Source organism: Streptomyces sp. CNT360, from assembly GCF_000424785.1.
This window is the reverse complement of sequence record NZ_AUKO01000003.1, coordinates 594,477-607,393: the sequence shown is the minus strand read 5'-3', so window position 1 is coordinate 607,393 and position 12,917 is coordinate 594,477. Positions and strand designations below refer to the sequence as shown.

The 12,917-nt window shown below is 74.0% G+C and carries 8 protein-coding genes; all 8 read right to left on the bottom strand.

Going from position 1 to position 12,917, the window contains the following annotated elements:
- Positions 1 to 38: 38 nt before the first annotated feature.
- Positions 39 to 2,000 (bottom strand): DUF2264 domain-containing protein, encoded by a 1,962-nt coding sequence (locus H297_RS0110005; protein WP_027736929.1) that lies wholly within the window; start codon positions 1,998 to 2,000, stop codon positions 39 to 41.
- The gene (locus tag H297_RS0110000; protein ID WP_027736928.1) at positions 1,997 to 3,007 is read right to left on the bottom strand and encodes a hydroxyacid dehydrogenase; all 1,011 of its coding nucleotides are present in this window, start codon (positions 3,005 to 3,007) and stop codon (positions 1,997 to 1,999) included. Before H297_RS0110000 ends, H297_RS0110005 begins: the two co-directional genes overlap by 4 nt.
- A gap of 72 nt (positions 3,008 to 3,079) precedes the next feature.
- Positions 3,080 to 4,000 (bottom strand): carbohydrate ABC transporter permease, encoded by a 921-nt coding sequence (locus H297_RS0109995; protein ID WP_078513875.1) that lies wholly within the window; start codon positions 3,998 to 4,000, stop codon positions 3,080 to 3,082.
- Positions 3,997 to 5,070, bottom strand: a complete 1,074-nt coding sequence (locus tag H297_RS0109990) for a carbohydrate ABC transporter permease (RefSeq protein WP_078513874.1) — start codon at positions 5,068 to 5,070, stop codon at positions 3,997 to 3,999. Before H297_RS0109990 ends, H297_RS0109995 begins: the two co-directional genes overlap by 4 nt.
- Positions 5,067 to 6,464, bottom strand: a complete 1,398-nt coding sequence (locus H297_RS0109985; protein WP_106959591.1) for an ABC transporter substrate-binding protein — start codon at positions 6,462 to 6,464, stop codon at positions 5,067 to 5,069. The genes H297_RS0109990 and H297_RS0109985 overlap by 4 nt, the downstream gene beginning before the upstream one ends.
- A 151-nt stretch (positions 6,465 to 6,615) precedes the next feature.
- Positions 6,616 to 7,746 (bottom strand): substrate-binding domain-containing protein, encoded by a 1,131-nt coding sequence (locus tag H297_RS0109980; protein WP_027736924.1) that lies wholly within the window; start codon positions 7,744 to 7,746, stop codon positions 6,616 to 6,618.
- Positions 7,747 to 7,786: 40 nt separating this feature from the next.
- The gene (locus H297_RS0109975; RefSeq protein ID WP_037793438.1) at positions 7,787 to 10,720 is read right to left on the bottom strand and encodes an NHLP bacteriocin export ABC transporter permease/ATPase subunit; all 2,934 of its coding nucleotides are present in this window, start codon (positions 10,718 to 10,720) and stop codon (positions 7,787 to 7,789) included.
- A 27-nt stretch (positions 10,721 to 10,747) separates the two neighbouring features.
- Positions 10,748 to 12,865: an NHLP family bacteriocin export ABC transporter peptidase/permease/ATPase subunit gene (locus tag H297_RS0109970; RefSeq protein WP_486589466.1), complete on the bottom strand. Its 2,118-nt coding sequence runs from the start codon at positions 12,863 to 12,865 to the stop codon at positions 10,748 to 10,750.
- Positions 12,866 to 12,917: the final 52 nt, after the last annotated feature.

Sequence of the window (12,917 nt, the reverse complement as noted above, 5' to 3'; positions counted from 1 at the left end):
GGGGGTGGCGGGCAGCCGGCGTGTGCGGGGCCCGGCGCTCATTCCTCGGCGCCCACCGCCTCGGCCGCCGGCGGATCGAACCGCACCTGTATCCGCCGTCCCTCCCCGGCCTCCGGCCCCCAGTCGAGCGTGACGACGTCCTCCGCGACCCGGACCTCGGGGGCCGGGGCACGGGATGCGCCGTCGCCCAGCGAGGCGAGGGCCACGCACAGCTGAGCGTCACCCCCGTGCACCTCGCCCACCTTGCCCGCCTTGCCCACCTGACCCACCTGGCCCACCAGCGCCGGCACCCGCACCCAGCGCGTGCACGCCGTGCCGTACGGGGCCCGCAGCGGCTCCACCTTTGTGAGGGCGTGCGCCGGTTCCAGCACCGAGCCCGTCGCCTCGTCGGCCGCCCAGCCCGTCAGCCGCACCGTCGTACCGGGCGGGGCGCCCAGCACCCGGTGCACCCGCACCTCCCAGGCGCCGCGTACCACGGTGACGCTCTCCACCCGCAGTCCGGGCGGGCGCGGTACGCCCGCGGGGAAGACGGGGCTGTGCCAGGAGGCCGCCCAGCCCCAGCCGCCGTCGGGCGCCGATCCGGCACCGAGCGGGTGGATGCGCCGTCGGGTGCTCCACGCTCCCGGCCGGGAGGGCAGCCGCAGAGCCAGGTGGTTGTCGGGCGGGTTGCCGCGAGCGGTCGGCCCGGTACGGGTGGAGTACGCGAACCGCGCGTACAGCGGGTCCTCGTCCTCGTGCGCCTCGCCCTGGTGCGCGTGGACGCCGTCGCTGCCGTGGTTGTGCAGCCGCACGAGCCCGTCTTTACCGGTCGTCTGCAGGAGGAAGCCCGGTGCGGCCACCGCCAGGGCGCGGTCGGGGCCCTCGCTCGGTGCGGCCTCCTCCGGTGCGGTCCACAGCGGATCGCCGGGCGGTACGAGCAGCGCGAGGAGACCTTTCGACGCCCAGTACGGGGAGGCCGGTCCCGAGTAGCGCTGGACCGTGGGCTCGTGCGGGCCGTACCAGCCGCGGGTGAGCAGGCCGTCCGCATCGAGCGCGCCCCGGTCCAGGAAGTGGCGCAGCGTGCCGCTCAGCAGGCGGCGGGAGACCCCGGGGGACAGCGGCGTGTGCCCGGTCAGTGCGCCGAGACCGACGGCGGCACCCGCGGCGAAGCGGTACGTCAGGGAGCGGCCGAAGTGGAGCGGGGCTCCGTCGCCGCCGAACGACAGCGCGAAGCTCGAAAGATGTGCGTGCAGCCGCGGCCCGTACCGCGCCGTCAGTGCGGTGTCCTGGGCGAGCCGGGCGTGCAGCAGCGGGTAGAGGTGCAGGGCCCAGCCGTTGTAGTGGTCGAAGGCGCGCCCGTCCCCGTCCGCGTACCAGCCCTCGCCCCGCCACCAGCTCTCCAGCAGCCTCAGCCCGCGCTCGATCGCCGCCGCCGTCTCCGCGTCACCGCGCCCGGCGGCCTGGAGGAACCCGGCCACCGAGAGCGGGAAGAGGTACCAGTTGTTGGGCGCCGGGGTGTGCCGCAGGGCGCCGCGCAGCCAGGCCTCGGCCCGGTCCTGGTCCGCAGGCGCCAGCAGGTCCCACAGCCACGGCTTGGTCAGCCGCAGCGCCAGCGCCACCGAGGCCGCCTCCACCATCGGCTGCCCGGCGACCGTGTGGTCCAGGATCTGCGGCCACGACTCGGCGTCGTCGCGGCCCGGGGTACGGGTGCCGGCCCGCAGCCCGTCCGCGTACCGCTCCATCAGGTGCTCCGGGTCCGCGCCCTCGGCGCCCGCGACACGGAACGCGGCGGCCAGGAACGTGCGGGCGTACCCCTCCAGACCGTCCGAGCGCGGTCCGGAGACCGAGGGCCGCCCCGGCAGGTCCAGCAGCGCGCCCCGCGGGGTGGCCCACCGCCAGGCGGCCCGCAGCAGAAGGTCGGCCACCGCTTCCCAGTGGGTGCGGGTGTACCCGGTGTACGGGCTCAGCGTGCGGTCCTCCGCGGGCAACCGCAGCAACTCCGCCCCGTGCGGCCCCGTCACGCCAGCAGCTCCTTCCGCTCGGGCGGTACCGCGTGCGCGAAGCCCTCGCCCGCCGCCCAGCGGTGCACCTCGGAGACGGTCAGCTCGGCCAGCCGGTCCAGCTCGTTGCCCTGCGAGCCCGCCAGGTGCGGGGTGAGCAGCACGTTGTCGCAGTCCCACAGCGGATGGCCGGCGGGCAGCACCTCGGGCTCGGTGACGTCCAGCACCGCACCGAGGCGCCCCGCCAGCGCCTCGTCGGTCAGGGCCTGCTGATCGACGACCGCGCCCCGCGCCGTGTTGACGAGGGTGGCTCCGTCCCGCAGCAGGCCCAGCAGTTCGCGGCTCACCAGGCCCCGGGTCTCCGGCAGCAGGGGCGTGTGCACGCTCACCACGTCGGACGCGGCGAACAGCTCGGGCAGCTCCGTCCAGGCCGCGCCCAGCGCGGCGGCCTCCGCCTCGGTGACGTACGGGTCGTGCAGCAGCACCCGCAGGTCGTAGGGGCGCAGCAGCTCGATGACGCGGCGCCCGATGAGGGAGGCGCTCAGGATGCCGACGGTGCGCCGGTGGTTTCCCAGCGTCGGGTCGGGGAAGAGCCACTCCTCGCGCGTCCGCTGCTTGCGGTAGGCGCGGGCGGTGGGCAGGACACGCTTGTTCGCCAGCAGGATCATGGCCAGCGTGTACTCGGCCACCGGTGCCGCGTTGGCCGCCGCGGCCGAGGAGACCTCGATGCCGCGGTCCCAGCACTCCTCGGTGAGGTGGCCCTTGACGCTGCCCGCCGTGTGGGCGACGGCGCGCAGCCGCGGGGCGTGGGCGAGGACCGCGCCGTCCAGGGGAGGGCAGCCCCAGCCGGTGATCAGGAGCTCCGTCGTCGCGAGAGTTCGCCTGGCCGCCGCCGTGGTGAAGTCCGTCAGGAGGGCCGGTGCCAGGTCGACGGCCTCGGCGAGGCGGCGCCTGGCGGCGGGTTTGAGGACGGCGTCCGCCGCCTTCTTGTCCATGGCGAGGGCGGCTTGAGGTGTGGGCTCGGGCATGGGGCTCCTGGCGTCGGATCGGTGGGTGCTGCGGTGCGGGCGCTCCGCTCGTCTCACGTCAGCCTGCCCGCCTCATTTCACGCTGCCCGCCGTCAGGCCGGACTTCCAGTAGCGCTGAAGGAGGACGAACGCCGCGATCAGCGGCAGCACCGCCAGGAGGGAGCCGGAGATGACGACGGGGTAGTAGTCCGGGGTCACCACGGCCGAGCTGTTCCAGATGTAGAGCCCGAGGCTGACCGGGAACAGCTTCTGGTCGGAGAGCATCACCATGGGCAGGAAGAAGTTGTTCCAGATCGCGGTGAGCTGGAAGAGGAAGACGGTCACCAGCCCCGGCCCGAGCATCCGCAGGGCCACCCGGAAGTAGGAGGCCAGCTCTCCCGCGCCGTCCACCCGGGCGGCCTCCAGCACCTCGTCGGGTACGTACGCCTGGCTGAAGATCCGTCCCAGGTACACGCCGAAGGGGTTGAACAGGACGGGGACGAACACCGACCAGAAGGTGTTGACCATCCCCACCTTCGACGCCATCAGGTAGAGCGGGAGCGCCAGCACGGCGGGCGGCACCATCACGCCGGCCAGCACCAGGGAGAACAGCTTCTCCTTTCCGCGGAAGCGGTACTTGTCGAAGGCGTAGCCGCAGGCGGTGCTCACCATCGTCCCCACGGCGGCACCCACCACCGCGTACAGCAGGCTGTTGACGTACCAGCGGCCGTAGATGCCGTCCTCCATGGCGAAGAGCGCCGAGAGGTTGTCGGCGAGGGAGAAGTCGCCCAGCGAGAGCAGGTCGCTGCGGAAGAGCGCGTCGCGGTTCTTGGTGGCGGCCAGCAGCAGCCACAGCACGGGCAGCAGCGTGTAGAGGACGGACAGCCACACGACGGTGTTGACCGCGGCCCGGCCCAGCAGCCGTGGCCGGGCCGGCGCCGAGGGGGCGTTCGCGTGCGGGCCGCGCGGTGCGCGCCGCGTACGGGGCGGGCGCAGGGACGCCAGGACGCTCATCGGGAACCCTCCTCGACCGGGTCGCCCGCGCGGCCCGTACGGTTGCTCCACCGGCTCAGCCCGTAGGACAGGGCGACGGTGACGGCGAGCAGCACCACCGAAGCGGCGGCGGCCAGGCCGTAGTTGTTGCGCGTGAAGGCGGCGTCGTAGATGTACATGTTCGGCGTGTAGCGGCCGCCGACCACCGGGGTGGCCCTGCTGAGCAGCATCGGCTCGGTGAACAGCTGGAGCGACCAGATGAGCGTGAACATCACGACCATCACGCCGGCGCTGCGCACCAGCGGCACCTTGATGCGCAGCGCCGTGCGGACCGGTCCCGCGCCGTCCACCAGTGCCGCCTCGGTCAGCTCGCGCGGCACGGCCTGCAGCGCGGCGTAGAAGATGACGACGTTGTAGCCGAGGTTGCTCCACAGCGCGATGTTCACGATGGACGGCAGCACGGTGTCCACGCCGAGCAGGTCGACGTGGACGTCCGCCGCGCCGAGTGCCTCGACGACGGGGCTGAGCCCCGGCGTGTACAGGTACAGCCAGATGACGGCCGCGATGATGCCGGGCACCGCGTGCGGCAGGAACAGCGACAACTGCGCGGTACGCCGCAGCCTGGCCGCGCCCGAGTCGAGCAGCAGGGCCAGCACGAGCGCCAGCAGCACCATCAGCGGGATGTAGACGAGGCAGTACAGGGCCGTGGTGCCCAGGCCCGCCAGGAAGGTGGGGTCGCTCAGTACCGCGAGGTAGTTGCGCAGCCCGGCGAAGACGGTGCGCTCGGGACCGAAGCCGAGGCCGGGCTGGTCGTCGCTGAAGAAGCTCAGATAGACGACGCCGCCCACCGGGACGAGGAAGACCAGCACCAGCAGCACGAAGAACGGTGTCATCAGCGCTGCACAGGCCCCCAGCGCGCGCCGCCGTGCCGTGCCCCGCCCCCGCGCGCCGGTACGGGAGGACGGCGCCGGGTTCGGCTGTGTCGCCTGCAAAGGTGTCGCCCCCGCCGGGCCCGGGGCCGGGGCGGCGGGGCGCGTGCCGCCCGCGACCAGGTCGTCGGCCTGCCCTGCCGGTGTCGGCGAGGTGCTCATCGCGATCCCTCCCGCGCGGACAGGCCCAGGGACGTCAGGTCCGGCATCGTCGAGCGCTGCCCCTCCTGCAGGGCGCCGAGAACGGTGCCGTGCCCGTCACCGGCGCGGGCCAGCCCGGTCTGCACGGTCTCCAGGGTGGCCGTCATCCGCGGCCCCCAGGTCCAGCGCGGCGAGATGTGGGCGGCCTCGCGCCGGAAGAGGGTGTAGATGTCCTGGCCGGCGAAGAAGTCGGTGTCCATCGCCTTGCGGGCCACGGGCACCAGGCCGGTGGCGGCCGGGTACTGGCTGCTGATCCCGCTGGAGAGCCGCGCCTTGAGCGCGGCGGCGCTGGAGACCTGCCACTCGATGAAGTCCATGGCCTCCTTCGGGTGCGTGCTGTCCTTGGTGACGGCGAACGTGGAGCCGCCGAGCACGCCCGTGCTCGGACGGCCGGGGTCCCACCGGGGGAGCGGGGCGACACCCCATTTCCCCTTCTGGCCGGGCTGGGCCGCCATCATGCCGCCCGCGTCCCAGGCGGCGGTCACCTTGCCGAAGACCTTGCTCTGGCCGACCTGCGCGGTCCCGGCCTGGGTGTCGACAGGGTTGAGGAACACCAGGTCCTGGTCGATCAGCTTCTGCCAGTACGCCGCCACCTTGCGGGTCGGCCGGTCCGTCATGGAGACGGTCCAGGTCCTGTGGCGGGTGTCGAACCAGCGCCCGCCCGCCTGCCAGGCGAGCCCGGCCAGATGGTGGCCGCCGTCGGTGGGGAAGGTGGCGATCCGCGCACCGGGAGCGGCGCGCTGGACCTTGCGGGCCGCTTCCTCGAACTGGGCCCAGGTGCGGGGCACCTCGATGTCGTACTTGCCGAACAGGTCCCGGCGGTAGAGGAAGACCATCGGCTCCACGTCCGAGGGCACGCTGAACGTGCGGCCTTCGAACGTGGTCAGGGCCAGCGCCTGGGGCAGCAGCTTCTTGCGCAACCGCTCGCTGACCAGAGGCGTGAGGTCGCGGGCCACGCCGTCGATGGCGAACCCGGGCACCTGCGGGTACTCGATCGTCGCCACGTCGGGCGCGTTGCCCGCGCGGGCGGCGTTGCTCAGCTTCGCGTATCCGCCCTGCTGGCCGGAGGGCACCTGTTCGAAGTCGACGTGGATGCGGTCCTGGCTCTTGTTGTAGGCGTCCACGACCTCCTGGCTGCCGCGCAGCGCCGACCAGAACGTGAGGTGGACCGGCCCGTCGCCGCGTGCCGCCACGGCCGTGGCGCCGGAGCCGCCGGAGCAGGCGGCGGTCAGCAGCAGCGGCAGCGCGGCGCACACGGCCAGCGCGGCACGGGCGATGCGGAGGGTCCGGGCGGGGCGAGTGGTACGGGTGGTGCGGGAGCTTGCGGAGAGCCGGTCGGAGCGTCGGCCAAGCACGGTGGGTGCCTCCTTCGCGGGAGGAGGGGGAACACCGGCATCCTGATCGCTCGAACGAATGAGGTCAATGGATCGATCAGGAGAAACTGAAACAGTCAAACGATCGAGTGGAGAGGGGAGTTGGCCCCCCGACCGGGTGCGCCGGGCGGGGTCAGCCCGCCGGCGCCTCCACCGCCGAGCCCCGCACCTTCAACCGGGGCAGCAGCTCGATCCGGCGCACCGCCTCGGGCGCCGCCGTGCGCGGCCGCTCCAGCCTGCGCAACAGCAACTCCGCCGCTGCCCGGCCGATCTCCTCCTTCGGCGGCGCGACCGCCGTCAGAGGCGGACTGCCCAACGCCGCCACCACGTCGTCGTAGGCCACCACCGAACAGTCCTCGGGCACCCGCACGCCGCCCTCGCGCAACTGCTGCACCAGCATCAGCGCGTCCACGTCCGCGTGCAGCACCGCCGCGGTCGCCCGGTGTGCGCGCAGCACGGCCCGCAGATCCACCAGGGAGGCCGCCTCGCCGTCCAGCCCCGGCTGCCGCGTCGGGTCGGGCGCCGACCCCGCGGCCGACCCCGCCGTCAGCACGACCGCCCACTCCTCCACCTCCGGCCGCCCGGCGGCGATCTGCGCGAACGCGGCCCGCAGCGACCGCGCCGTGGGGCTGTCGTCGCGGGCCGCCAGCACGATGCGCCGGTGCCCGAGCGAGATCAGGTGGTCGAGCGCGAGATGGGCGCCGTACCCGTGGTCGCTGCACACCGAGTCGTGCGCGTGCAGCGGGGAGCCCGGCCCCGGACGGCGCTCCATCAGCACGGCAGGCACGGACAGTTCGGCCAGCCACCCCTCGTCCAGCGTGGCCGCCTCCGCGGTGCGCCAGCGCGGTGCGACCAGCAGCCCGCGGGCCCCCTGCCGCACCGCCTGCTCGGCCATCGACCGCTCGGCGCCGGGGTGGTGCCGCGCGATGTGCAGGGCCATCCGGACCCCGGCCGCCTCCAGTGCCGCGCGGGCGCCGCGTACCGCCTCGAACAGGTAGGCGTGGTGCTCCGGGACGATCAGCCCCACGGCCGGTGCGTCGGCGTCCACCACCGGCTCCGCGCCCCCTTCCGGTACCGGGGAGGGGGACCGTGCCACCCCGTGGCCGCGCTTCAACAGGCCCCGGCGGGCCAGCTCCTCGACGTCGCGCCGCAGGGTGACCACGGAGACGTCCAACTCCTGCGCCAGCGCGGTGACCCGTACCTCGCCCCGTGCCCGTACCGCATCGAGTACCCGCTCCCGCCTGGCGGCGGCCCCCTCCCGCACGGCGCATCCTTTCGTTTGACCGTTTCTGGCTACGATACGGTCAACGCTGGCGCCGTACCAGCTCGGCGAACGGTCCCGCCGCCTCGGCGAGCAGCGCCCCGGGCGGACCCTCCTGCACCACGCGGCCCTCGGACATCACCAGCACCCGGTCGGCGTCCATCACCGTGGAGAGCCGGTGGGCGATCACCACCCGGGTGGCCCGCAGCGCGCGGGTGGACTCGGTCACCACCCGCTGGGTCTCGTTGTCCAGCGCGCTGGTCGCCTCGTCGAAGAAGAGGATCCGCGGGCGCCGCACCAGCGCCTGCGCGATCATCAGGCGCTGCCGCTGGCCGCCGGAGACGGTGCCGCCACCGTCGGACAGGACGGTGTGCAAGCCCATCGGCATCGCCTTGATGTCGTCGGCCACCCCGGCCATCCGGGCCGCCTCCCACACCTCCTCCAGCGGGAAGGTCTCCGCACCGCAGATGCACTCCAGCACCGACCCGGCGTGCGGCTGGGCGTGCTGGAGCACGACCCCGCACTGGCGGCGCACCGCCGCCCGGTCCAGCGCCGCCAGGTCCTGCCTGTCGTAGCGCACCTCGCCCGAGGTGGGCTGCTCGAAGCCGATCAGCAGCCGCAGCAGCGTCGACTTGCCGCAGCCGCTGGCGCCGACGATCGCCACGAACTCCCCGGGCCGCACCGAGAAGGAGACCCCGTCCAGCACCAGCGGCCCGTCCTCGGTGTAGCGGAAGGACACCTGGCGGGCCTCCAGCGCGCCGGTGAGGGTGCCGGGCCGCACACTGCCGCCGCCGACCTCCGGCAGCTCTTGGAGCACCGGCTCCAACTGCTCGTACATCGGCAGCGTGGCGGCGGCCGAGACCAGGGAGTTGGTCAACTGGGTGACCGAGGTGAGCATCATCGTCATGGCGGTGGTGAAGGTGAGGAACCCGCTCGGCGACAGCGCACCACGGGCCGGGCCCGCCAGCAGCACGAACAGCAGCAGCATCGCCAGCGGCAGGTACACCGCGTTGACGACGGTGCTCAGATTGCGGACCCGGCCCACCCGGCGCTGGAGCTCACGGCTGCGCGCGAAGCGGGTGGCCCAGGCCGCGTACGCGAACGACTCGGCCGCCGCCACCCGCAGCTTCGGCAGCCCGCGCAGCGTCTGGAACGCCTGGTTGTTGAGCTTGTTGTTCAGCCGCACCAACTGCCGCTGCCACCGCAGCTGCCACGCTCCCAGCGCCGCGAACACCGCCGCGACGAGTGCCAGCACGCCCAGCGCGGCCAGCGCCAGCGGCACGCTGTAGACCAGCAGCAGCACCAGGTTGACGCCCGCCACCGTGCCCGACTGCACCACCACCGAGCTGATCCCCGACAGCACCCGGCGGATGGCGCTGACCCCCAGCGCCGCGCTGGCCAGCTCCCCGGTGGAGCGCTCCGCGAAGAACCGGGTCGGCAGTCTCAGCAGCCGGTCCCACACGGCGGGCTGCAGCGTCGCCTCGATCCGCCCCTCCAGCCGCAGCAGCGCCGTGTTCTGCACCAGCATGAACGCCGCGGCCACGGCGCTGGTGCCCACGATCGCCGCCGCGGCCTGCGCGATGAGCCCCTTCTCCGCGTGCGGCACGTACACACCGAGCACCTGACCGGTCGCCACCGGTACCAGCGCGCCCAGACCCACGGCCACCAGGCCGCACAGGATCAGGGCGAGCAGGTCGCCGCGGGCGCCGTGCAGCGCGAAGCCCAGCAGACTGCGGGCGGACAGCGGCTGTTCGGGCAGCGGGCGGTAGAGCATCACGGCGCGCGGTGCCAGCGTGGCAGCGCTGTCCTTGCCGATCCGCCACCGGCTGCCGCTGCCCGGCTGCACCGCCTCGTACCGGCCGCGCCGCCACAGCAGCGCCACCGGGGCGCCGCTGGCCGCCCGGTACCCGATCAGCGGGCCGGCGTTCTCCTTCCACCAGGCGCCCGTCAGCTTCACCGGGCGGGTGCGCACCCCGGAGGCCTGGGCGAGCTGATCGACCGGGTCGGTCCGCTCGTCGGGCCGCAGGCCGTCGGCGGCCGGGTCCGCGCCGATCCCCGCGGCCTCGGCGACGGCCCGGTAGACGGCGACCGCGGCATCGTCTCCACCGGCCGCCCCACCGGCCCCGCCACGCCGGGCCCCGTCCGCGGAGCCCCGCGAGGGGGCGCTGCCCAGCGACGCGAGAAGCGCCTGGTCGGCCTCCTCGCCCGCGGCCTCACCCGCCTCGATACCGGCGGCCGCGCGGTCCTGGTGGACGCGCTCCAGCTGCTCGATCCACCGGTCGAGCGTGAACAGCAGCCGGGCCAGCTGGTCGACCATGTGCTGCCAGGTCGGCCCGTCGATCAGGAAGGCGGACGCGTCGGGTCCGTAGCGCACGCTGCCGGGCGCCAGCGGCATCCACAGGATGTCCTCGTCGGTGCCCGGTCCGCCGACAGGCGCGGTCCCGGCCGGATCCTCGTGCCCGGCGGGCCCGGGTGCGTGTCCGGGCGCCCCGTCCAGCGGCGCCTCGGACAGCACCCGCAGGCCCCGCCCGACACCACGGGCGAACGCGTCCTCCAGTGGGCCGAGCACCTGCTGTCCGGTCCAGGGGCCCCAGGCGGCGGCCCACTGGTCGGCGTACCCGTCGTGGACGAGCTCCTGCAGCGGTATCCGGCGCAGCACCCCGCCGCGCACCGGCCGCCCGACCAGGGTGTGCCGCGGCCCATGCACCGGGCCGAGCAGCAGCGCGCCCGCCTCCACCCGGCCCAGGAAGTGCCAGTGTCCCGACTGCTGGACGTCCACCGCGAACACGTCGGTCGCACCCTCGGCCACCAGCCACAGCACGTGCGGCCCCTCCAGCGCCATGGCGCTTCCGGGCGTGTGCGTCACGGGCTCGCCGAGCCCGCCGAAGTGGGCGAGCACCACGTCGGCACCCGCGGCACCGGCCGCTCCCCGGGCCGCCGGACCGGCCGCGGTGTCGGTCGGTCGTGCGTATGTCACCTGGGCACCTCGGATGTCCTTCGGCTCTCAGTGTTCCTTGACGAGTTCCGCGTACGGGCCCTGGGCGGCCAGCAACTCCTCGTGGCGGCCGCGCTCCACGACGGCACCCCGCTCCAGGACCACGATCTCGTCGCTGTCCCGCACGGTGCTCAGCCGGTGGGCGATCAGCACGCAGGCGCAGCCGCGACGGCGCAGATTGTCGATGATGACGGCCTCCGTCTCGGCGTCCAGGGCGCTGGTCACCTCGTCGAGCACCAGCACGCTGGGGCGGCGCACCAGGGCGCGGGCGATCTCCAGGCGCTGCCGCTGGCCTCCGGAGAAGTTGCGGCCGTCCTGTTCGACCCGGCTGTGGATGCCGCCGGGCCGCCGCGTGACGTCCTCGTACAGCACCGCGTCCCGCAGCGCCGCCTCGACCGCCTCGTCGGGGATCGAGGGGTCCCACAGCGCCACGTTGTCGCGCACGGTGCCCTCGAAGAGGAACACGTCCTGGTCGACGAAGGAGACCGAGGCCGCCAGCGACCCTCGCGGCAGGTCCTCCAGCCGCTGCCCGTCGATGCGGATGACGCCCTCCCACGGTGCGTACAGCCCCGCCAGCAGCCGCGAGACGGTGGACTTGCCGCTGCCGGAGCCGCCCACCAGGGCGAGCTGCCGGCCCGGCCCGACTGCCAGCGACAAGCCCGTCAGCAGCGGTTTGTCCAGCGGGTTGTAGCCGAAGGTGACGTTGTCGAGCGTCACGTGCCCGGCCAGCCGCCGGGTGTCGGCGGCCGGTTCACGACGTGTGTGGAGGGGGTCGGCCGGGAAGGTCTCGACATCCTTGAGCCGGGCCACGTCGGCGGCGAAGTCCTGGATCCGGCCCGCCACCGCGTTCAGCCGGGTGAGGGGCGCGGTGAAGCTGGTGACCAGCGACTGGAACGCCACCAGCAGCCCCGCCGTGAGGGCGCCGTCCACCGCGCGCATGCCGCCGAGCAGCAGGATGACCGCGCTGTTGAGGGCGGCCAGGGTGGGCGCCACGACGGCCAGCGCGGCGCTGGGCACCCCCAGCCGCTGCTGCACGTCCAAGGTGGTGGCGTGCTGACCGGCCCAGCGGCGGAAGTGGCCGGCCTCCCCGCCGGTCGCCTTCATCGTCTCGATGAGCTGGAGGCCGCTGTAGGAGGTGTTGGTGAGCTTGGCGCGGTCGGCGCGCAGCTTCTGCGTGCCCGTCGCGCGCAGCCGGATCACCACCCGCATGGCGACCACGTTCAGCAGGGCCATGCCCACCCCGACCAGCGTCAGTTGCGGGTCGTACGTCCACAGCAGCACCGCGTACGCGACGACGACCACCGCGTCCACGCCCGCCGCCGCCAGGTCCCGGGCCAGCGTCTCGGCCACCGTGTCGTTGGACTGGAGGCGCTGCACCAGGTCGGCGGGGCTGCGCTGGGCGAAGAACGTCACCGGCAGCCGCAGCAGGTGGCGCAGGAAGCGGGCGCTGCTCAGCGTCGAGGAGATCAGCCGGGCGCGCAGCAGATTGCTCTGCTGGAGCGCCGTGAGCACCGCCGTGAGCACCACGGCCGCGCCCATCGTCGCGAACAGCACGCGCAGCAGCGTCTCCTGCGCCCCGAAGACGAAGGTGTCGATGTAGGTGCGGCTCAGCGCCGGTACCGCAGCCCCGACGACCACGAGCAGGAAGCTGGCCACCAGCGCCGCCAGCATCGCGCCCGTGGTGCCGCGCAGCCGCGCCGGTACGGCACCGGCCACGCCCGGCTTGCGGCCGCCCTTCGTGAACTCCTCGCCCGGCGCGAAGGTGAGCACCACCCCCGTGAACGAGGTGTCGAACTCCTCCATCGGCACGAACCGGCGGCCGCGAGCCGGATCGTTGACGTACACGCCGCGCCGGCCGAACCGCCGGCCCGTCCCGTCGAAGACGACGTAGTGGTTGAACTCCCAGAACAGGATCGCCGGCGCCTGCACCCGGGCCAGCGCGTCGGGTTCCATCTGCATGCCCCGGGCCGTCAGCCCGTACCCGCGCGCCGCCTTCAGCAGGCTGCTGGCCCGCGAGCCGTCCCGCGAGACCCCGCAGGCGATCCGTAGCTCCTCCAGCGGCACATGGCGCCCGTAGTGGCCCAGCACCATGGCCAGCGCCGCCGCACCGCACTCGACGGCCTCCATCTGGAGCACCGTGGGGGTGCGCACGCTCCGGCGTGCCGGCTGCCGGGGGGCG

Excerpts from the sequence above, each read along its gene's own strand:
- H297_RS0110000 (WP_027736928.1), bottom strand. The coding sequence starts at position 3,007 with ATGCCCGAGCCCACACCTCAAGCCGCCCTCGCCATGGACAAGAAGGCG.
- H297_RS0109995 (WP_078513875.1), bottom strand. The coding sequence starts at position 4,000 with ATGAGCGTCCTGGCGTCCCTGCGCCCGCCCCGTACGCGGCGCGCACCG.
- H297_RS0109990 (WP_078513874.1), bottom strand. The coding sequence starts at position 5,070 with ATGAGCACCTCGCCGACACCGGCAGGGCAGGCCGACGACCTGGTCGCG.
- H297_RS0109970 (WP_486589466.1), bottom strand. The coding sequence starts at position 12,865 with ATGGAGGCCGTCGAGTGCGGTGCGGCGGCGCTGGCCATGGTGCTGGGC.